Below are 19,851 nucleotides of genomic sequence, written 5' to 3' on the forward strand. Positions count from 1 at the left end.
GGGATTCCGCCCGAAACGCACCCTGAACAGGAGCGTGCCCCGGGCGCAGAATCGGTTCCGTACGCCAGCTGAACACGAACCGGTAACGGTCGGCACCGCACTGCCCGCCATGGTTCACCTTCCGTTAACTCTCCCCCGCCGACCGCTTCACCTGTTCTGCCTAATTTCGGCCTTACACGGTGCACGGCACCCCGCCCTCACCGCCCATCCACGCACGCCGCCGTACAACGAACGGAAACCGGCGGCTCCCGGAAGGAACACCCGAAAGTGAAGCTTCAGCGCAAGAACCGGCTCCGCGCCACCGCCCTCGGCGTCATCGCCGTGTCCAGCGCCCTGGCCCTCACGGCGTGCGGCAGCGACAACAACAGCGGTGGCGGGACCACGGGCGGGACCGGCGGCACGGCCTCCGGGGCCGCCTCCAACGTGAAGTGCGACGGCGCCAAGGGCCAGCTCCTGGCCTCGGGCTCGTCCGCGCAGAAGAACGCCATGGACCTCTGGGTCAAGAACTACATGGCGGCCTGCAAGGACGCGCAGATCAACTACAAGTCCTCCTCCTCCGGTGAGGGCATCGTGGCCTTCACCCAGGGCACGGTCGCCTTCGCCGGCTCCGACTCGCCGCTCAACGCGCAGCAGGTCGAGGACTCCAAGAAGGTCTGCACCGGCGGCCAGGGCATCAACCTCCCGATGGTCGGCGGCCCGATCGCGATCGGCTTCCACGTCGAGGGCGTCGACAGCCTCGTCCTGGACGCCTCGTCCCTCGCCAAGATCTTCAGCGGCAAGATCACCAAGTGGAACGACGAGGCCATCGCCAAGCTGAACCCGGGCGCCAAGCTCCCGGACCTGGCGATCCAGGCCTTCCACCGCTCCGAGGACTCCGGCACCACCGAGAACCTCACCAAGTACCTCAGCGCCACGGCGAAGGCCGACTGGACGTACGCGCCCGCCAAGAAGTGGGCCGCCCCCGGTGGCCAGGCCGCCTCCGGCTCCGCCGGCGTCGCCGCCCAGGTCAAGCAGACCAACGGCGCCATCGGCTACTTCGAGCTCTCCTACGCCTCCTCCCAGTCGATCAAGACCGTCGACATCAACACCGGCGCCTCCGCCCCGGTCAAGGCCAGCTCCGCGAACGCCTCCACCGCCATCGCCGCCGCGAAGATCGCCGGCACCGGCAAGGACCTGGCGCTGAAGCTGGACTACGCGACCAAGGCCGACAACGCCTACCCGATCGTCCTCGTGACGTACGAGGTCGCCTGCGACAAGGGCAACAAGGCCGCCACCCTCCCCGCGGTCAAGTCCTTCCTCTCCTACGCCGCCAGCGCCGACGGGCAGAAGCTGCTCACCGACGCCAGCTACGCGCCGATCCCGTCCGAGATCAACGCCAAGGTCGTCGCGACCATCAACTCCCTCCAGTAGAACGACAGTTGAGCCGCCGGGCCGAAGACCCGGCGGCTCGCGTGGGGCGGGGACCCCGATCCGGTCCCCGCCGCACACCATCCGGTGCACCGCCGCCAGGGGGCCCGTCCGGTCCCCGCCCACAGACCGGAAAGATCATGGCTTCTTCCATAGCAACGGACACACCTCCGCCACCCGCTCCCGCCCCGGCAGCGCGCCGCAAGCAGTCCACCGGCCGCGCGGGCGACAAGATCTTCCTCGGGCTCTCCCGGGGCTCGGGCATCTTCCTGCTCGTCGTCATGGCGGCCATCGCCATCTTCCTGAGCATCCGGGCCGGCATCGCGATCTCGGAGGACCAGGGCAACTTCCTGACCACCTTCGACTGGAACCCGGCCGGCAGCCCGCCGGTGTTCGGCATCGCGGTCCTGCTCTTCGGCACCGTCGTCAGCTCGGTCATCGCGATGGCCATCGCGGTCCCGATCGCCGTCGGCATCGCCCTGTTCATCTCGCACTACGCGCCGCGCAAGCTGGCCGCACCCCTCGCGTACGTCGTCGATCTGCTCGCCGCCGTGCCGTCGATCGTCTACGGCATCTGGGGCGCCCTGTTCCTGGTGCCCTACCTCGGCGGCCTCAACGACTGGCTCGACTCGTACCTGGGCTGGACCGTCCTCTTCGAGAAGACCGAGGTCGGCGTCGCCCGCTCCATCTTCACCGTCGGCATCCTGCTCGCGATCATGATCCTGCCGATCGTGACCAGCGTCAGCCGCGAGGTCTTCCTCCAGGTCCCGCGCATGAACGAGGAGGCCGCCCTGGCCCTCGGCGCGACCCGCTGGGAAGTCATCCGCCTCTCGGTGCTGCCCTTCGGCCGCTCGGGCGTGATCTCCGCCTCGATGCTGGGCCTGGGCCGCGCGCTCGGCGAGACGATGGCCGTCGCCACGGTCCTCTCCCCCAGCTACGTCCTCTCGCTGCACCTGCTCAACCCGGGCGGCGGCACCTTCGCGCAGAACATCGCCGCGAAGTTCGACGAGGCCAACCAGCTCGGCCGCGACGCGCTGATCGCCTCCGGCCTGGTCCTCTTCGTCCTCACCCTGCTGGTCAACGGCGGCGCCCGCATGATCATCGCCCGCCGCAAGGAGTACTCGGGGGCCAACGCATGATCCCGGCACTCTCCCCCGACCTCCACCCCGCAGGGAGCCCCGCATGAGCGCTGTGCCTCCCCGGGGGACAACCCCCGAACCCCCGGCCGCAGCCCACCGGGGCCGACCCCGCCGAGACCTCCACCCCGAAGGGAGCCCCGCATGAGCCACATAGCCGTTCAGGACGCCCGGCCGGCCGCCCCGGCCCCCGGCAGGGGAAGCCTCAGCCACCGCTCCCTGCCCCGCTGGGCCGGAGCCGGCTTCGCGGTCGCCGCGATCGCCCTCGCCATCGGCATCGGCCTCGCCTTCGGCCTGCAGAGCAAGGTCCAGTGGGGCCTGATCGCGGCCCTGCTGTTCGTCCTCATCTCGTACGCGGTCACCTCGGCCGTCGAGAACAAGCGGCAGGCCAAGGACCGGGTGGCGACCTCCCTGGTCTGGGTCTGCTTCATCCTCGCCGTGATCCCGCTGTTCTCCCTCCTGTGGACGACGATCAGCCGCGGCACCAAGGTCCTCAACGGATACTTCCTGACCCACTCGATGGCCGGCGTCCCCGCCTTCGAGCAGGGCGGCGGCATCTACCACGCGCTGATCGGCACCCTGGAGCAGATCGGCATCGCCACCCTGATCTCCGCGCCGCTCGGCCTGCTGACCGCGGTCTACCTGGTGGAGTACGGCAAGGGCGCGCTCGCCAAGGCCGTGACCTTCTTCGTCGACGTCATGACGGGCATCCCGTCGATCGTCGCGGGTCTGTTCATCCTGACCCTGATGCTGATGTTCGACCTGCAGCCCTCGGGCTTCATGGGCTCGCTCGCCCTCTCGATCCTGATGATGCCGGTCGTGGTCCGCTCCACGGAGGAGATGCTCAAGCTCGTCCCGAACGAGCTGCGCGAGGCCTCCCTCGCCCTCGGCGTGCCGAAGTGGCGCACCATCCTGAAGGTGGTCATCCCGACCGCGATCGGCGGCATCACCACGGGCTTCATGCTCGCGATCGCCCGCATCGCCGGCGAGACCGCCCCGATCATGCTGCTCGTCTTCGGCAACCAGCTGATCAACACGAACCCCTTCGACGGTGCTCAGTCCTCGCTCCCCTTCTACATCTGGGAGCAGTACCGGGTCGGCAGCGACGCGTCGTACGACCGCGCGTGGGCGGCCGCCCTGGTCCTGATCGCCTTCGTCATGATCCTGAACCTGGTGGCTCGCGGCATCGCCCGCTGGAAGGCCCCGAAGACCGGTCGCTGACGCGCGGCCATACAGCGACTGATCTCCCCCTACAGAAGCAGTGAGTAAGTGACATGGCCAAGCGAATCGACGTATCGGGCCTCTCCGCCTACTACGGCGCCCACAAGGCGATCGACGACATCTCGATGACGGTCGAGCCGCGCTCGGTGACGGCCTTCATCGGCCCGTCCGGCTGCGGCAAGTCCACGTTCCTGCGCACCCTGAACCGCATGCACGAGGTCACCCCCGGTGGCCGCGTCGAGGGCAAGGTGCTCCTGGACGACGAGAACCTGTACGGCTCCGCGGTCGACCCGGTGGCGGTCCGCCGTACGGTCGGCATGGTGTTCCAGCGCCCGAACCCGTTCCCGACGATGTCGATCTTCGACAACGTGGCGGCGGGCCTGCGCCTGAACGGCAAGTTCAAGAAGAGCGAACTGGCCGACGTGGTGGAGAAGTCCCTCAAGGGCGCGAACCTCTGGAACGAGGTCAAGGACCGCCTGAACAAGCCGGGTTCGGGCCTGTCGGGCGGCCAGCAGCAACGCCTGTGCATCGCGCGTGCGATCGCGGTGGAACCGGACGTTCTGCTCATGGACGAGCCGTGCTCGGCCCTGGACCCGATCTCCACCCTCGCGATCGAGGACCTGATCGGGGAGCTGAAGGGACGCTTCACGATCGTGATCGTGACCCACAACATGCAGCAGGCGGCGCGCGTCTCGGACCGTACGGCGTTCTTCAACCTCGCGGCGGTCGGTCAGCCGGGCAAGCTGATCGAGATCGACGAGACGGAGCGGATCTTCTCCAACCCGTCCGTGCAGGCCACGGAGGACTACATCTCGGGCCGCTTCGGCTAGGCCCGCCCCAGAGCGTCTGCGGTGCTGCATGGCGGTGCCACCGCAAGACGAAGGGCCCGCCCCGGCAACCCCGGGGCGGGCCCATTTACGTACGGCTCCGCGCGCGACAGCCCTGGTCCCCCTGGGCTCCGCCCCAGACCTCGTTCGCGCCTTAAAGGCGCTCGTCCTCAAACTCCCCCAAGGCCTTAAGGGCCAGGGGGACCCCCATGACAGGCTGGGTATGCCCGCAGGGGCACCCTGCCGAGGTCGGCCCTGCTAGGGGCGCGGGGAACTGCACGACCAGCCACGAACCGACGCGCAGCCGAAAACCGTGCGCACGCAAAGCCCCTCCGGCGTTTGAGGAGCGGAGGCCCGGCGGGGCAGACCCCCCGGGGCCTACCCGAAGAAGAGCCGCACCACCAGATAGCTCAGCGCAGCGACCCCCGCCGCGGCCGGCATCGTGATGAACCAGCCGAGGATGATGTTCTTCGCGACCCCCCACCGCACCGCGTTGACCCGCTTGGTCGCCCCCACACCCATGATCGCCGAGGTGATCACATGCGTCGTGGAGATCGGCGCGTGGAACAGGAACGCGGACCCGAACATGATCGAGGCGCCCGTGGTCTCCGCGGCGAACCCCTGCGGCGGATCCAGCTCGATGATCTTCCGCCCCAGCGTCCGCATGATCCGCCAGCCACCCGCGTACGTACCGAGCGACAGCATCGCCGCGCAAGCGATCTTGACCCAGATCGGGATCTCGTCGCCCGCGGACTGGACGTCGGCGATGGTCAGCGCCATCACCACGACACCCATGGTCTTCTGCGCGTCCTGGAGGCCGTGGCCGAGCGCCATGCCGGCCGCCGAGACGGTCTGCGCGATACGGAAGCCGCGCTTGGCCTTGTGCGGGTTCGCCTTGCGGAAGATCCACAGGATCACGCACATCACGAGGTAGCCGGCGAGCAGGCCGACCACCGGCGAGACGAACATCGGGATGACGATCTTGTCGAGCACCCCGGACCAGTACACGGTGGTCCCGCCCGCGAGCGCCGCCCCGACCATGCCGCCGAACAGGGCGTGCGAGGAGGACGAGGGAAGCCCGAAGTACCAGGTGACCAGGTTCCAGATGATCGCGCCGACCAGCGCCGCGAACAGGATCCCCATCCCCTTGTTGCCCTCGGGCGTGGAGATGAGCCCCTCGCTCACGGTCTTGGCGACGCCGCTGCCGAGGAAGGCACCGGCGAGGTTCATGACGGCGGCCATCGCGAGCGCGGCCCGCGGCGTCAGTGCCCGCGTGGACACCGACGTGGCGATGGCGTTCGCCGAGTCGTGAAAGCCGTTCGTATACGTGAATCCGAGCGCGACCCCAATGGTCACGATCAACGCAAAGGTGTCCATGACTGGGTCAGGACTCCTTGACGGCGATGGTCTCCACCGTGTTCGCCACGTGCTCGAACGCGTCCGCCGCCTCTTCGAGCACGTCCACGATCTGCTTCAGCTTCAGCACCTCGATGGCGTCGTACTTGCCGTTGAAGAGGTGGGCGAGCAGCTTGCGGTGGATCTGGTCGGCCTGGTTCTCCAGACGGTTGACCTCGATCCAGTACTCGGTCAGATTGGACATCGTCCGCAGGTTCGGCATGGCCTCGGCGGTCAGCACGGCCGCCCGGTTGAGCACCTCGATCTGCTGCTCGACGCCCTTGGGCAGTTCCTCGATGTTGTAGAGGACGACCAGGTCGACGGCCTCCTCCATGAAGTCCATGATGTCGTCGAGGCACGAGGCGAGGTTGTAGATGTCCTCGCGGTCGAACGGCGTGATGAAGGAGGAGTTCAGCTGGTGGAAGATCGCGTGGGTGGCATCGTCCCCCGCGTGCTCCGCTGCCCGCATGCGCTCCGCGATCTCGGCCCGGGACGCGGAATCCGCTCCGAGCAGTTCCATGAGGAGCTTCGAGCCCGTGACGATGTTGTCCGCGGATGCGGAGAACATGTCGTAGAAGCTCGTCTCCCTGGGGGTCAGACGAAAGCGCACGTGGGGTCCTCGGAGTGCTTGGGATTCGGTCAGGCTGATGCTAGGCGCATCATCCGGCCACGGCTAACCGGCGTTCTTCAGTGTCGCCCATCAGGCACAGTGATCAGCACGGGCCCCCGGCGGGGATCCGGAAATTCGTTACCATATACCCATGAGGGGTATGAAACCCCTTGCCGCACACGGCAGGCCACCAGGCACATGGCAGACAACGGGAGGACGCGATGACGACCACCGAGGCAGCCGGCCCCCCGGTCGAGGCCCCTGTGACCGATCACGACCACGGCGTGCACGGCTACCACAAGCAGAAGGACGAGCACCTCAAGCGGCTGCGCCGGATCGAGGGCCAGATCCGCGGTCTGCAGCGAATGGTCGACGAGGACGTCTACTGCATCGACATACTCACCCAGGTCTCCGCGTCCACGAAGGCCCTGCAGTCCTTCGCGCTCCAGCTCCTGGAGGAGCACCTGCGGCACTGCGTGGCGGACGCGGCGGTGAAGGGCGGCGACGAGATCGACGCCAAGGTCGAGGAAGCCACCAAGGCCATCGCCCGCATGATGCGGACGTGACGCGGCAGGCGCCCGTACGAAGAGGGGGCGCGGCGGGAACGGACCGGCCGCGCCCTGTACCACCCCGATGAGGAAAAGAACTAGTTGTGTTCCGGGGGCGGGCCGGTCCGCCCCACGTTCAGCACCTCGTCGATGAGGTCCGGGCTGAGCCGGTCCCCCTCCGCGGCGGACGCCGCGATCATCAGTTCACCGCACAGCTCGATCTCGACGAGGGCCACGTGGTCCTGGACGGTCGCACCGCGAAGCGCAGCCACGCACATCACCTCTTCCTCGACCTCTTCCCGCTCTTCTCGCCATCGTCGGCTTCCTAGCGTAGGGAGAGGGACACGGACCGCGCATGGCACGGACGGACCATTTCCGCCACCACAGGCCCACCTGAGGGGGCCATCTCTGGCTGATTACGGCTGGATCTTCCCGTCGAAGATGTCCCGGGCATCCGGCAGCCGTACGCTCACGGCCGCCCCGAACGCGTACAGCAGCGTCGTCGAGGCGACCGCCACGGGCCGGCCCTGGTTGACGTAGCTGAACTGCTGGCGCAGCTTGCACAGCCGCCCCGCTCCGTCGAGGTACGCGTCGAACGGCACCGTCGTCCTGGAGAACCCTTTCGCCACCTTCGCGGGCAGTACGGCACTTCCCCGGTAGTGCCGCACCTTCACCCCGGCGAGTTCCTCTTCCCCGACGTACGTCACGCCCTGCGCGCCGCGCAGCAGCTCGGCCGCCGTGTACGGGTCGGTGACGCCGCCCGTGACGAGGTTGCCGTCGGCGAGCGTGGCGGTGTCGACCCGCACCCACTTGTCGGCGGGCACCCCGGCCCCCCGGTTCTTCATGTAGAGCGCGCCGGGCGCGAGGAGCTCGGTGATCGGCCGGCGGCCGTCCTCCCCCGCGGCGTCCCCGGGCAGCACCACCGTCAACTGCCCGGTTCTGCGCTGGAAGTCGTACGTTCCCTGGCCTCGGATCGCGACCCGGGTGCCCCCGGTGGCCATCTCCATGGAGGTGGTGGCCTTCGAACTGCCCGCCGCCACAAGGCGGTCGGCCGCGGTACGCACCATGGCCGCCGGGTCGGCGGTGCCCCCGCTCGCGACCTCCGCGCTGTTCCCGCCGCCACACCCGGCCGCGCTCGCGATCACCCCGCCCACCAGCGCCGCGACCACAATCGCACCCGCTCGTCCGGCTCCGTGCCGTTGCACCACCATCGCCGCCAAACCCCCAACGCCCACTGGCCTAGCCCGTACTCCTAACGACTCCGATACGGCCCCCGTCACGCCCGCAGTACGGTGGTGAGGTGCCCCACCAGACCACCATCACGGAACGCGGCAGCTTCGCGATCGCCCGCTGCTCCTGCGGCTGGACGGGCCCGGCCCGCCGCAGCCGCGACAGAGCCAGGACGGACGCCCAGACCCACAACCCGCCGCTCACCATCCCCTCCGGCAACTGACCAGCCCCCGCCGCGGATGCGCGACCAGTTCACCGCGGTCCGTCATCGCCTTGTTTGCGCAGTTCCCCGCGCCCCTAACAGCGTTGCCCTTGGCAGGGTGCCCACGCAGGCATCCCCAGCCCGTCCGGCGAATTACCGACATCAGCCCACCCCAGCCTGTCATGGGGTCCCCCCTGGCCCTTAAGGCCTTGGGGGAGTTTGAGGACGAGCGCCCTTAAGGCGCGATACGGGGTCTGGGGCGGAGCCCCAGGGAACGACCACCTGGCCTCAGCGGAACCATTCACCCCCGGAGGGTCTAGGGAAGGGGCGGGGTGGGGAATGAGCAAGCCCAGTGCCCCACACGCCCCCGGGAGCCCCGAATGCGCCGCCGCGCCCTCCTCACCACAGCCGCAACCGCGTTCACCGCCTCCGCCTGCCACGGCCCCGCGACGCACCCCAAGCCCACCCCGTCCCGCACGACGCCGCCCAGCACATCCCCACCCCCGCCCTCGGCCCCGGCGGACTGGACCGCCCTCGCCCGCTCCCTGGAGGGCAAACTCGTCCGCCCCGCCGACGCCGACTACGCAGCCGCCCGCCAGCTCTACAACACCCGCTACGACACCCAGCAGCCCGACGCCGTGGCGTACGTCGCCCACGAGGCGGACGTACAGGAATGCCTCGCCTACGCCCGGGCCCACCGCACCCCGGTCTCCGTCCGCAGCGGAGGCCACGACTACGCCGGGTGGTCATCGGGCACGGGCCGCCTGGTCATCGACGTGTCACGGCTGAACGGCGTGGCGGCCGACGGCACGATCGGCGCGGGCGCGCGGCTGATCGACGTCTACACCGACCTCGCCAGGACCGGCCGCGCGATTCCCGGCGGCTCGTGCCCCACCGTCGCCGTCTCGGGCCTGACGCTGGGCGGCGGGCACGGCGTGACGGCCCGCGCGTACGGGCTGACCTGCGACAGCCTGACCTCCGTCCGCCTCGTCACCGCTGATGGCCGAAAACTGACGGCGAGCGGGAAGGAGAACCCGGATCTGTTCTGGGCCCTGCGCGGCGCGGGCAACGGCAACTTCGGCGTGGTCACCGGCTTCACCTTCCGTACGCACCAGGCCCCCCAGACTGTGACCGCGTATCTGACCTGGCCCTGGCGGCAGGCGCAGGCGGTGGTCGAGGCGTGGCAGGGGTGGGGCCCGGAGCAGGCGGACGAGATCTGGTCCGCCGCACACCTGGCGAGCGCGGCCGGCGGCGGCGACCCGACGATCAACATCGCCGCGTTCTCCATCGGTTCGTACGGCGATCTCCAGAACGCCCTGGACCGCCTCGCCGACCGCGCGGGCGCCCCCGCGGCCTCGGTGTCGCTGCGCCGCACCGGCTTCCAGGACGCGATGCTGCTGTACGCGGGCTGCTCCACCTTCAGCCAGGCCCAGTGCCATCTGCCCGGCCAGACCCCGGGCCGCAATCCCCAGGGAGTGCTCCAGCGCGAGACGTACGCCGCGAAGTCCGACTTCTACACCAAGGCGCTCCCTCAGCCGGGAGTACGTCAACTCCTCACCGGCGCCGAGGAGTTCACCCGCATCGCGGCCGCCGACAACGGGGGCGCCGGCACCATCGTGCTGACCGCGCTCGGCGGCGCCATCAACCGGGTCGCCCCGGACGCGACCGCCTTCGTGCACCGCACCTCGCGGGTGCTCGCCCAGTACATCGGCTCATGGCAGGCGGGCACCCCGGGCGCGACCCAGCAGTCCTGGCTGACCCGCACGTACGGCGCGATGCGCCCGTACGCGTCCGGCGCGGCGTACCAGAACTATCCGGACCCGCAGCTCACCGACTGGCGCACGGCCTACTACGGCTCGGCCGCGCCGCGCCTGGCTCAACTGAAGAAGCAGTACGACCCGACCAGGCTGTTCGACTTCCCCCAGGCGCTCTGACGGAGCGCCGGCTCAGGCGGCGAGGTCGCGCTCCTCGGACCCCGGGTACTCGACCGCGCCGCCGGCCGCGGCCGGAACCACGGTCAGCGCCTTGCGCGAGTGCACCAGGCGGCCGAGCCGCGGCGAGCGGGCGACGGCCGCTACGACCGGGGTGAGCAGCATCTGGGCGAGCGGGGCCAGCAGCAGCGCGACGGCGGTGCCGAGCGCGAAGCCGCCCACGACGTCGGTCGGGTAGTGCACGCCCATGTAGACCCGGCAGAACCCTTCGAGCAGGGCGAGGCCGAGCGCGATGAGGCCGAACTTCCGGTTGGCGACGAAGAGCCCGGCACCGATGGCCATGGCGAGGGTGGCGTGGTCGCTCACGAACGAGAAGTCGCTCTTGCCGTCGACCAGCACGTCCAGGCCCTTGTGGTCGAGGAAGGGCCTCGGGCGTTCCACGAAGCCGCGGATGGGCATGTTGACCAGGACTGCGATCCCGGCGGCCAGCGGCGCCCACACGATCCCGGCCACGGACGCGACCGCCGACTGCCGGTCCTCCCCGCGCCGCACGCTCCACCAGCACCACAGCACGACCAGCACGAGGCCGAGCAGAATCCCGTACTCCCCGACGAACGCCATCGCGCGATCAAGCCAGGACGGGGCGTCCTTGGCGAGCCCGTTGATGTCGTAGAGCAGGCTGACATCGGGATTCGCTCCGTCGAATGCGAGTCCAGCCATGCTGCGGCCCCTTGCCTTGTTCCGTCTTGCTACCAACCCCCGTGGTCAGTACGTACATCAGTCACTGTCCAGGGAACGCCCTGTTCGCCCGCCGCGTTCCACTCTCCACTGAATGATCACGTCGACGTTATCGAAGAGTGACTCATCGTCGCAGCTCAGGGCCTTGGCTTCACGGAGAGTTCCAGCCACCGGGGGAGCTTGTTCAGGCCGCCGGCTTGAAGCTCGGCAGGGCCGCGGCGCCGTCCTTGGTGACCCGGGTCGCGCCGAAGTAGTCGGGCGCGTCGACCTTGTCGAACCGGATGACGGCGCCGGTGTAAGGGGCGTTGATCATGTACCCGCCGCCGACGTACAGCCCCACGTGATGGATGGCCCGCGAATTGCTGAGGTCGGTCGAGAAGAACACGAGGTCCCCGGGGAGCAGCTCGTTCCGGCCGGGGTGCGGGCCGGCGTTGTACTGGTCGTTGGCGACGCGCGGCAGCGTGATCCCCACGCTCTGGTAAGCGGCCTGAGTAAGCCCCGAACAGTCGAACCGCCCCCCTTGCTCGGGCGTCCCCTCCCCACCCCAGAGGTAGGGCGTCCCGAGCTTCTGCTGCGCGTAGTAAATGGCCCCGGCAGCCTGCTGCGAGGGCTGCACCCGCCCGACGGGGGCGGCGAAGCTCTTCTCCAGGGAGCGGATGGTTTTTACGTAGCCCTGGGTCTCGCTGTACGGCGGAACGCCCCCGTACTTGATGACGGCGTACGCACCAGCGTTGTAGGCGGCGAGCATGTTGCTGCTCTGATCGCCCGGCACACTCTTGACGTCCTTGGACAGTTCGCAGTCGTACGAAGCCGCCGAGGGAATGGCATCGGCCGGATCCCAGATGTTGGCCTTCCCGTCCCCGTTCGCGTCGATGCCGTGCGTGGCCCAGGTGCCGGGGATGAACTGCGCGATGCCCAAAGCGTTGGCCGGGCTCTTGGCGTTGGGGTCCCAGCCACTTTCTTGGTAGAGCTGGGCGGCGAGCATCGCGGGGTTGAGGGCAGGGCAGAGGTTGCCCCACTTCTGCACGAGCGGCGAATACATGGCCGGAACAGCACCCTTGGCCAGCCCGACCGCCCCGACACCGCTCGAAGCAAGACCCGCGGCCGCCGAGTACGTGCCCACGACGAGCAGCGCAATGAAGCTCAGGCACACCCCGAACCCGATCCCACCGACCACCCAGACTTTTCGCACCCCTCAACCCTCCCCCATAGGTGCCCGGTTCACCGGCTATTTCACGCGAAAGCCCGAACACGCGATGCTGGCGTAGTCCGTTGGACTGCTCTTGACGTGGTAGAAGACGACGGTCCAGTTACCAGGATCGTTGCGAACCGGGATCGGCTGGTAGGTCTTGCCGCCGACATGCTGCTCGAAGTCGTCCGGGTAGGTCAGGTCGATGAACTTCCCGGACTGCCACTTGGAGTAGATGTCCACCGGCTTGCTGGTGTAGCCCACGCCCTTGTTCTCCATCAACAGGCCGTCGAACGGCTTGCCCGTGCTTGTATCGATCTCGTGCGCGGGCTTCACCCCGACCGCGATGTAGTAGGGCTCGGGCTGCTGGTGTTGGAGTTCGGCGTACTTGATCCGCATCGAGATCTTCGCCTTGCCCGCGACATCGGGCCGACTCTCATCGGCTGCGTCGTTCACAGCGGTCTGGAACTCGCCCGGCATATTGCTTTCCCCGCCCACGGTGCGGCAGTCCCCGATCCCGTGGGACGCCGCCCCGGGGTCCTTGGACAGCGTCCAGTAGTCCCGCGAGACGCGGTTGTTCTCGATGTACTCCGGGGGTTTCTGAGAGCCGGCGCCCTTCGACGGCTGGCCGGAAGGTGCCGGTGTGCCCTGCGCCGAGGGGGATTTGGCCTTCGCGTCCGCCCCGCCCCCGTCCTGCTGCGTCTTCCACACCACAACCCCCACCGTCGCCCCCAGCACAACCGCCACCGCGACCGTCACCAGCCACGGCGTGCGCCGGGAGCGGGCTGGGGAGGGGGCCGTCGTGCCCTGGGGGGCCAGCGTCGGTATGTAGTCGGGGTGCGCCGGCGGCTGGGTCGGGACGTAGCCCGGGCCCATCGTGGGCAGTTCGTGCGGGGCCCGCAGCGCGGTCGCCGGGACCTCCTCGGCGAGGCTCACGAGCGACTGGTAGTACGGGTCCTCGACCAGCGCGGAGCCCACTGCGCAGCGTGCGATGACCTCGGCGGGCGAGGGCCGCTCAGCCGCGACCTTGGCCGCGCACGCCCGGATCAGCGCCGCGAGCCCGGGCTCGACCCCGGCCAGGTCGATCTCCTCGTGCACCGCCCGGTACGACACCGCGTCCATCGGCCCGGCGCCGAACGGCGGCCGCCCCGTCGCCGCGAAGGCGATCGTCGCCCCGAGGGCGAACACGTCTGCAGCGGCGCCGACTTGATTGCTCATCAGCACCTCGGGCGCGGTGAACCCCGGCGTGCCAGGCGCCAGCCCCGTCACCGTGAGCGCCGTATCCCCCGCCCCCTTCGCGATCCCGAAGTCGATCAACTGCGGCCCCTGGGGCGACAGGATGACGTTCTGGGGCTTCAGGTCGCGGTGGGTGACCCCGTACCCGTGGACGCTCGCCAGGCCCTCCGCGAGGGCCGCGAACAGCCGGCGGCACGTGTCCGCGGGGAACGCGCCCCGCTCACGCACCGCGTGGGAGAGCGTCGGCCCGGCGACGTACTCGGTCGCCAGCCAGTACGGCGGCGCGGACAGCGACGCGTCGATGAGGTTCGCGGTGTACGCGCTGCGCACCGCCCGCACGGTCTCCGCCTCGCGCCGGAAGCGGGTCAGGGCCTCGGGGTGACCGGTGATCTCGTCCTTGATCACCTTGATCGCGACGAGCCGCCCGCCGGGCGAGCGCCCGAGGTAGACCATCCCCATCCCGCCCGCCCCGAGGCGTGCGAGCAATGCGTACGTACCGATCCGGTCCGGATCCTGCAGAGGTCTGAGTGCGTCCACCGGCCAACCCTGTCATGTGACCGTCCGCGGTCAAATGCCGGGTGCCCAGGTCGTGATCAAGGAAGTATGCAGGCGCACGTGACGGGCCGATTCGTCGTCTGAGCCGGCGTCTGAGCGGGCGCCTGGGACTGAGGCTGTGTCTGATTCGGGGGCAACGCATCACTTGCCGCCGCTGGTTGGGGACTGGCGGCAGTCGAGGCAGCGGCCGGCTTGGGGTCGCCCGCCGCCTCCGCGAGCTTGTACAGCGACTTGGTGTGCTGGCCGAAGACGATGCTGTACGAGACGTCGGGGTCGTCGCCGCCGAACTCGTACCCGCCGATCACCCCCGCGACCGCCCCGCCCTCGACGACCCACGGGCTGCCGCTGGTGCCGCCCGTGAAGTCGGGGCAGTCGATGCGCTGCTGGGTGTCGCCGTACGCGACGGACGTGTTCGTGCAGACCTGCGGGACCTCGATGTCGCCCGGGTAGCCGGTGATGGTCACGGACTGCCCGGTCGCGCGGCCGGCGAACAGCGGGGCGGCGCCCACCGCGTCCTCGATCTTCTTGCCGCCGTCCGTGCCGGGCCCGAGCACCGCGAAGGCGACGTCGCTGTCCTGGTCGCCGTCCTCGTTCCAGCTGTCGTCCGCGTACACCGACTCCACCGGCCAACTCCCGTACGGGGCCGAACCGTCCCGGTAGGCCGGCACGAACACCGCCTTGCCGCCCTCCGATTCGTCCGGGGGCAGGCAGTGCGCGGCGGTGACGATGAGGTCGTGGCCGGAGCTGTGGACGACCGACGCGGTGCAGTAGTGCCCGCCGTCGAGGTCCCCCTTGAATATCGCGCCCACCCGGGCGTTGGCCGTCGTGGCCGGCGCCGCCTCGGTCAGGTTCTTCACCGCCGCGTCGTGGTCCCCGTACGTCGGTATGACCAGGAGCACCGCCACGGCCGACAGCGCGCCGAACTTTCCGCGCACGGTGGTCGCGGACTTCATCCCGGAGATGCCAGTGCGCTTCATACGGTGCGTCTCCTGGTGGTCGGCGGGCCTGCTTGCGGACTGCGGAACACTGTGACTCTTGCGGGCTCGGCTGAGAACGACCATGAACCTTTTCTGAGAAGTTTCTATGAACCGGTCCGAACCCGTCCATCGCCCGCGCACCTGCGCCGACGCCCGCCGACTCGACAAGCGGCCCAAAGGTGAAACAACGACAGCCATTGCCGGGAGTTACCCTGCGTGATACACAGAGTGACCATACGTGTTTTCGTGGACCCCGGTTCATCGCAGGTCAGGGCGGTGCGACCGGCACTGCCGTGCGGCGTCGCGTAAAGAGAGGCGCCAAGGCGTCCTACTACGGCGGTTTCATCAGCGAAGATAGAGCCTGACCCATGCCGTGGGGCAGGGGCTTCGAACTACCCGACAGGGGCGGTGAGTTACATGTACCTGGCAGCCGGAAAAGGCGACATCACCACCATCATCGGCGGAATCGCCCCCAACTGGGGGCCGTTCGGGACGCTCGGCAACGAGGCCCGCATCATGGTGGAGGTGGTGATGGCGGTCGCCATCCTCCTCTGCCTCGGCATCGCGGTATGGGGCGCGGCCAAACAGAGGATCGGAGCGACGGCGCTGCGCGACACCTTCAGCGCCGAACAGGGCAAGGGCCTGATCGTGGCCGGCCTGACCGGAGTCTTCATCATCGGCTCGCTGGGCACGCTCTTCACCATCGTGTACGGAATGGCCGTCTGACCCCGGGTCAACCGGTTAACTCCCCTCTCCGTCCCCCTCACACCACCCGTCCGTCGTGCCCACCGGCAGAGGTTGCGTCTCCCTGATGTCGAGTCACCACACCGCGCCCGCGCGGGAACCAGCACGGCTACCGTCGTACTACGCGGAACCGCACACGGTCGAGGGGGCGCAGGCATGAGTTTCGACGACGAGCCGGGCCACGGCGGGGGCGATCCCGGCCCCGCCGACGACCGCTTCAGCACGCTCGGCGGCACCCGCCAGACCCGCACCCGCCTGCCCGAAGGCACCGGCGACATCTACGGCGGCGCCCGCCGCCCCCCGCGCAACAACCGCTCCCTGGTGATGGTCGTGGGCGTCGTGGTCCTGCTGGTCGCCGCGATCGCCTTCGCGAACCGGGGCGGCGATTCCGGCTCGACGTCGGACGCGGGGAACGCGAAGAAGCCGGACGCGCAGTCGACGGCGGCGACAGGCACGAAGCCGGTGGACGGCAAGCAGGCCGGAATCGCGTCCGGCTTTCCGCAGACGGAGCAAGGGGCGCAGTCGGCGGCCACGAACTACGCGGTGGTGCTGGGCTCCACTGGAATGTTCAACAGGGACGGTCGGCACCAGATCGTCGACACCGTGTACACGGCCGACGCCGCAGCCAAGCTGAAGGGCCCTCAAGACGCCGCCTACTCAGCCGACTTCTTGAAGAGAATGGGACTGGACGCCGACGGCCGAACGCCCCCCGGCAACACGTTCGTCTCCCGCACCATCCCCGTAGGCACCAAGGTGCAGGAGTACCGCGCGGACAGCGCGAAGGTCGCCGTTTGGTACACCGGCCTCATCGGAATGTCCGGACCCGGCTCGACCGACCCGGTACGTACGACGTGGAAGACATGGACCTTCAGCCTCCAGTGGTCCGGCAGCGACTGGAAGATCACCGATGACAGCCAGATCGACGGCCCGGCGCCCGTCCCTGGGGACATGGCAGCTTCCAGCGCCGACGCCATCAGCAAGGCAGTCGAGGAGTACGGAGGCTTCACCTATGCCCGGTAAGCCGCCCCGCCGCGCCTTCTCGATCGCTGCCGCGTTCACGGCAGTCCAGACGGCCGCCGTGCTGCTCGCGAGCAGGGCGTATGCCGCGCCCTCCCCAACGCCGACGCCAAACGGGTCGCCGAGTGGCAGTCCGAGCCCGAACCCCAGCAACGACCCCTGTGACCTTCTGATCGGTCCGGCCAAGCAGTACTGCACCAGCGGGGCTTCCAAGGGCAGCAGCACACCGCCCACCGACCCGAACCAGGCCGCCGACCCCCTGACCTCCCTGGCCAAGGGCTGTGCCGACGCCGCCGCCTGGATCGTGGGCAAGCTCTCCGACGCCGTGAAGAACACGGCCACCGTGGACTTCACCAACGGCAACTTCCGCACCCAGTACGCCGTCGTCTTCGCCGCCGCCACCTTCCTCACCCTCGTCCTGTGGCTCCTGGCCGTGGCCAAGCGCGCGATTCGCGGGGTGCCGCTGTCGACGGCGATCTCGGAAGCCGTCGGCTTCCTGTGGCTGACCGTGCTCGCCTCCGCGTTCACCCCGCTGATCCTCTACACCGTCGTATCGGCGACGGACGCCGTGACAGAGGCCATCGCGGCCGCGACCGGAAACCAGTCGGACGTGTTCTTCGGCTCGTTCTCGGCCGCGCTCAAGAAGGGCACGGACATCGGCGGCGGCCCGATCATGCTGATCGTCGTCGCCCTGGTCTCGATCCTCGCCGCGGGCGTCCTGTTCCTCGAACTGGTCATCCGGGCCGCCCTGTTGTACGTCGGCGCCCTGCTCGGCACCGTCGTGTACGCGGGGCTCGTCGACAAGAACATGTGGGGCCACGTGCGCCGCTGGGCGGGCATCATGATCGCCGTGATCATGGTGAAACCGGTCATCGTGATCGTGCTCGGGCTCGCCGGAGCGCTCTCCTCCGGCAAGGGCCCCGACTCGTTCTCGGCCGTCGTCTCGGGCCTGGCGATCATCCTGCTGGCGATCTTCGCCTCGGCGATGATCTACCGCTTCGTTCCCGGCTTCGGCGACGAGATCGCCTCGGCCCGTACGAACCGCAAGCAGGCCACCGACGGCTCGCAGGCCGCCGCCCTCATCTCCTCGCCCGCCGCTCTCGTCTCGCAGGGCATCAAGACCCACAGCGGCCGGGGCAACCAGGGGGGCGGCGCCGCCCAGGCCCGCCCCGCCAACCCCATGTCCGGCGGCGTGGCCGCCCACAGCAGCCGGGGCTCCGGCGGCGGAGTCGGCGGCGGAACTGTCCCCTCCGCCGCACCTTCGCCACTCAGCGGCTCCGCGCCGACGTCCGGCACGCCGCATACCCGTAACAAGAACACTGGAGGTGGAGGGCGTTGACGACCCAGCCCCAACCGGTCGCGCCCCGCCGTACGTATCTGATCGGCCACGCCCGGCCGTCGGCCGTCGTCGGCAAGAACCGCGAGACCGGCGAGATCGTACTGATCATCGGCGGCGCGTTCCTCGGCATGATGTGCGGGCTCCTGGTCCCCGTCCTGTCCCTGCGGATCGTGCTCCTGATGGGCTTCCCGTTCCTGGCGCTCGCCGCTGTGTACCTCCCGTACAAGCACCGCACGTTCTACAAGTGGTTTGAAATCAACCGCAGTTACAAGCGCTCGCTGCGGCGCGGCACCGCCTACCGTTCGGGCGCGGCCGAGGCGGGCGTGGGGCTCGACGGGCGCGAGGTCGAGGTCGGGCCGCCGCCCGGCATCGGCCACATAAGCTGGCTCGCGGCCCCCTTCGGCCCCGACGAGATCGCCGTCCTGCTGCACGCGGACCGGCGTACGGTCACCGCCGCGATCGAGATCGAGGGCCCGGGCGTCGGCCTGCGCGACAGCGAGGACCAGGAGGCCCTGGTCGACCGCTTCGGCACACTGCTCAAGCATGTCGCCAACGGCGACGGCTTTGTGACGAGGCTTCAGATGCTGGCCCGCACCCTGCCGGCCGACCCCGACGCGCACGCCAAGGACGTCGCCCAGCGCGGCGACACCAAGTCCCCCGACTGGCTCCAGGAGTCCTACGAGCAGCTCCAGTCGATGGTGTCCACCTCCAGCGAGCAGCACCGCGCCTACCTCGTCGCGTGCATGCAGTACAGCCGCGAGCTCGCCGCCGAGGCCCACGCGATGGCCCGCGCCGCCACCCCGCACGGCCGCAAGCTGGACCGCGACGCCGGCCTCGCGGTCGTCATGGCGCGTGAACTGACCGACATCTGCGCCCGGTTGGCTGAGGCCGACATCCGCGTACGCCAGCCGCTCGGCCAGAGCCGGCTCGCCTCGCTCGTGCACTCCATGTACGACCCGGACCACCCCATCGACCACATCCAGGCCATGACCAAGCGCAACGCCTGGCCGGCCGAGCTCGACGCCGTGGAGCCCACGTACCTCCAGGCCAAGACCCGCGAGTCCTCGACGCGGGCGCCCTGGTGCCATGCCACGGCGTGGGTGAAGGAGTGGCCGATGACCCCGGTCGGCGTCAACTTCCTGGCCCCGCTGCTCGTCCACACCCCGGACGTGATCCGTACGGTCGCCGTCTGCATGGACCTCGAACCGACCGAAGTTGCGATTGAGCGAATGCTCACGGAAAAGACCAACGACGAGGCGGAGGCGTCCCGCGCGGCCAAGATGAACCGCACCGTCGACCCCCGCGACATCGCCGCCCACGGCCGCCTCGACCAGCGCGGCGAGGACCTCGCGAGCGGCGCCGCGGGCGTCAACCTGGTCGGCTACATCACGGTGTCCTCGCGTTCCCCGGAGGCGCTGGCCCGCGACAAGCGGACCATCAGAGCCTCCGCCGGCAAGTCGTACCTGAAGCTGGAGTGGTGCGACCGCGAGCACCACCGGGCCTTCGTCAACACCTTGCCGTTCGCGACCGGAATCCGCCGCTAGTTGAG

General features: G+C 69.4%; 19 protein-coding genes. 11 read left to right on the forward strand and 8 right to left on the reverse strand.

The annotated features are described in order from the left end of the window. Nucleotides 1-267 precede the first annotated feature (267 nt). The 4 genes from pstS (at nt 268) to pstB (ending at nt 4,594) form a co-directional block, all read left to right on the forward strand. The gene (gene pstS / locus ACSHXC_RS18255) at nt 268-1,410 is read left to right on the forward strand and encodes a phosphate ABC transporter substrate-binding protein PstS (protein WP_438292594.1); all 1,143 of its coding nucleotides are present in this window, start codon (nt 268-270) and stop codon (nt 1,408-1,410) included. A 137-nt stretch (nt 1,411-1,547) separates the two neighbouring features. After that, nucleotides 1,548-2,546, forward strand: a complete 999-nt coding sequence (pstC, locus tag ACSHXC_RS18260; protein ID WP_438292595.1) for a phosphate ABC transporter permease subunit PstC — start codon at nt 1,548-1,550, stop codon at nt 2,544-2,546. Nucleotides 2,547-2,687: 141 nt separating this feature from the next. Next, entirely contained in the window at nt 2,688-3,764 is a 1,077-nt protein-coding gene (pstA, locus tag ACSHXC_RS18265) for a phosphate ABC transporter permease PstA (RefSeq protein ID WP_438292596.1), read from the forward strand. A gap of 53 nt (nt 3,765-3,817) precedes the next feature. Further along, complete coding sequence (pstB, locus tag ACSHXC_RS18270) at nt 3,818-4,594, forward strand: phosphate ABC transporter ATP-binding protein PstB (RefSeq protein WP_189964994.1); 777 nt, start codon at nt 3,818-3,820, stop codon at nt 4,592-4,594. Between the two features lie 375 nt (nt 4,595-4,969). On the opposite strand, the gene ACSHXC_RS18275 is transcribed toward pstB, so the two are convergent. Further along, nucleotides 4,970-5,968, reverse strand: coding sequence for an anion permease (locus tag ACSHXC_RS18275; RefSeq protein ID WP_438292597.1), 999 nt, complete (start codon nt 5,966-5,968; stop codon nt 4,970-4,972). 7 nt (nt 5,969-5,975) lie between these two features. Continuing rightward, entirely contained in the window at nt 5,976-6,596 is a 621-nt protein-coding gene (locus ACSHXC_RS18280; RefSeq protein WP_344372237.1) for a DUF47 domain-containing protein, read from the reverse strand. A 221-nt stretch (nt 6,597-6,817) separates the two neighbouring features. On the opposite strand from ACSHXC_RS18280, the gene ACSHXC_RS18285 reads away from it, so the two are divergent. Further along, on the forward strand, nt 6,818-7,162 hold the full coding sequence (locus tag ACSHXC_RS18285; RefSeq protein ID WP_438292598.1) for a metal-sensitive transcriptional regulator: 345 nt from the start codon (nt 6,818-6,820) through the stop codon (nt 7,160-7,162). An 80-nt stretch (nt 7,163-7,242) separates the two neighbouring features. Here ACSHXC_RS18285 and ACSHXC_RS18290 read toward each other — a convergent pair whose 3' ends face one another. Beyond that, a complete protein-coding gene (locus tag ACSHXC_RS18290) occupies nt 7,243-7,422 on the reverse strand; it encodes a hypothetical protein (RefSeq protein ID WP_438292599.1) in 180 nt (59 codons plus the stop codon). A 138-nt stretch (nt 7,423-7,560) separates the two neighbouring features. Continuing rightward, complete coding sequence (locus ACSHXC_RS18295; RefSeq protein ID WP_438292600.1) at nt 7,561-8,355, reverse strand: hypothetical protein; 795 nt, start codon at nt 8,353-8,355, stop codon at nt 7,561-7,563. A gap of 53 nt (nt 8,356-8,408) precedes the next feature. Here ACSHXC_RS18295 and ACSHXC_RS18300 point away from each other — a divergent pair, with 53 nt between their 5' ends. Then, nucleotides 8,409-8,597, forward strand: a complete 189-nt coding sequence (locus ACSHXC_RS18300) for a hypothetical protein (RefSeq protein ID WP_438296665.1) — start codon at nt 8,409-8,411, stop codon at nt 8,595-8,597. 359 nt (nt 8,598-8,956) lie between these two features. Further along, nucleotides 8,957-10,510 (forward strand): FAD-binding oxidoreductase, encoded by a 1,554-nt coding sequence (locus ACSHXC_RS18305; protein WP_438292601.1) that lies wholly within the window; start codon nt 8,957-8,959, stop codon nt 10,508-10,510. A gap of 12 nt (nt 10,511-10,522) precedes the next feature. On the opposite strand, the gene ACSHXC_RS18310 is transcribed toward ACSHXC_RS18305, so the two are convergent. The 4 genes from ACSHXC_RS18310 to ACSHXC_RS18325 form a co-directional block, all read right to left on the reverse strand. Then, nucleotides 10,523-11,227, reverse strand: a complete 705-nt coding sequence (locus tag ACSHXC_RS18310; RefSeq protein ID WP_438292602.1) for a phosphatase PAP2 family protein — start codon at nt 11,225-11,227, stop codon at nt 10,523-10,525. 202 nt (nt 11,228-11,429) lie between these two features. Further along, nucleotides 11,430-12,437: an NlpC/P60 family protein gene (locus tag ACSHXC_RS18315; protein ID WP_438292603.1), complete on the reverse strand. Its 1,008-nt coding sequence runs from the start codon at nt 12,435-12,437 to the stop codon at nt 11,430-11,432. Between the two features lie 36 nt (nt 12,438-12,473). Continuing rightward, on the reverse strand, nt 12,474-14,207 hold the full coding sequence (locus ACSHXC_RS18320) for a serine/threonine protein kinase (protein ID WP_438292604.1): 1,734 nt from the start codon (nt 14,205-14,207) through the stop codon (nt 12,474-12,476). Nucleotides 14,208-14,263: 56 nt separating this feature from the next. Beyond that, nucleotides 14,264-15,202 carry a trypsin-like serine peptidase gene (locus tag ACSHXC_RS18325; protein ID WP_438292605.1) on the reverse strand — a complete coding sequence of 313 codons (939 nt, stop codon included), beginning with the start codon at nt 15,200-15,202 and terminating at the stop codon, nt 14,264-14,266. Nucleotides 15,203-15,619: 417 nt separating this feature from the next. Here ACSHXC_RS18325 and ACSHXC_RS18330 point away from each other — a divergent pair, with 417 nt between their 5' ends. From ACSHXC_RS18330 to ACSHXC_RS18345, 4 genes are all read left to right on the forward strand, one after another. Beyond that, nucleotides 15,620-15,928, forward strand: coding sequence for a hypothetical protein (locus tag ACSHXC_RS18330; RefSeq protein ID WP_053729027.1), 309 nt, complete (start codon nt 15,620-15,622; stop codon nt 15,926-15,928). Nucleotides 15,929-16,102: 174 nt separating this feature from the next. Further along, complete coding sequence (locus ACSHXC_RS18335) at nt 16,103-16,966, forward strand: hypothetical protein (protein WP_438292606.1); 864 nt, start codon at nt 16,103-16,105, stop codon at nt 16,964-16,966. After that, on the forward strand, nt 16,956-18,302 hold the full coding sequence (locus tag ACSHXC_RS18340; protein ID WP_438292607.1) for a hypothetical protein: 1,347 nt from the start codon (nt 16,956-16,958) through the stop codon (nt 18,300-18,302). The genes ACSHXC_RS18335 and ACSHXC_RS18340 overlap by 11 nt, the downstream gene beginning before the upstream one ends. After that, on the forward strand, nt 18,299-19,846 hold the full coding sequence (locus ACSHXC_RS18345; protein ID WP_438292608.1) for an SCO6880 family protein: 1,548 nt from the start codon (nt 18,299-18,301) through the stop codon (nt 19,844-19,846). The genes ACSHXC_RS18340 and ACSHXC_RS18345 overlap by 4 nt, the downstream gene beginning before the upstream one ends. Nucleotides 19,847-19,851 lie beyond the last annotated feature (5 nt).

The organism is Streptomyces sp. HUAS TT7, from assembly GCF_051550175.1.
In the GTDB taxonomy this organism is placed as follows: Bacteria; Actinomycetota; Actinomycetes; order Streptomycetales; family Streptomycetaceae; genus Streptomyces.

Coding starts and splice junctions, on each gene's coding strand:
- ACSHXC_RS18330 (WP_053729027.1), top strand. CDS start 15,620: ATGTACCTGGCAGCCGGAAAAGGCGACATCACCACCATCATCGGCGGA.
- pstC (WP_438292595.1), top strand. CDS start 1,548: ATGGCTTCTTCCATAGCAACGGACACACCTCCGCCACCCGCTCCCGCC.
- ACSHXC_RS18340 (WP_438292607.1), top strand. CDS start 16,956: ATGCCCGGTAAGCCGCCCCGCCGCGCCTTCTCGATCGCTGCCGCGTTC.
- ACSHXC_RS18295 (WP_438292600.1), bottom strand. CDS start 8,355: ATGGTGGTGCAACGGCACGGAGCCGGACGAGCGGGTGCGATTGTGGTC.
- ACSHXC_RS18285 (WP_438292598.1), top strand. CDS start 6,818: ATGACGACCACCGAGGCAGCCGGCCCCCCGGTCGAGGCCCCTGTGACC.
- ACSHXC_RS18325 (WP_438292605.1), bottom strand. CDS start 15,202: ATGAAGCGCACTGGCATCTCCGGGATGAAGTCCGCGACCACCGTGCGC.
- ACSHXC_RS18275 (WP_438292597.1), bottom strand. CDS start 5,968: ATGGACACCTTTGCGTTGATCGTGACCATTGGGGTCGCGCTCGGATTC.
- pstB (WP_189964994.1), top strand. CDS start 3,818: ATGGCCAAGCGAATCGACGTATCGGGCCTCTCCGCCTACTACGGCGCC.
- ACSHXC_RS18305 (WP_438292601.1), top strand. CDS start 8,957: ATGCGCCGCCGCGCCCTCCTCACCACAGCCGCAACCGCGTTCACCGCC.
- ACSHXC_RS18335 (WP_438292606.1), top strand. CDS start 16,103: ATGAGTTTCGACGACGAGCCGGGCCACGGCGGGGGCGATCCCGGCCCC.
- pstA (WP_438292596.1), top strand. CDS start 2,688: ATGAGCCACATAGCCGTTCAGGACGCCCGGCCGGCCGCCCCGGCCCCC.
- ACSHXC_RS18290 (WP_438292599.1), bottom strand. CDS start 7,422: ATGTGCGTGGCTGCGCTTCGCGGTGCGACCGTCCAGGACCACGTGGCC.
- ACSHXC_RS18310 (WP_438292602.1), bottom strand. CDS start 11,227: ATGGCTGGACTCGCATTCGACGGAGCGAATCCCGATGTCAGCCTGCTC.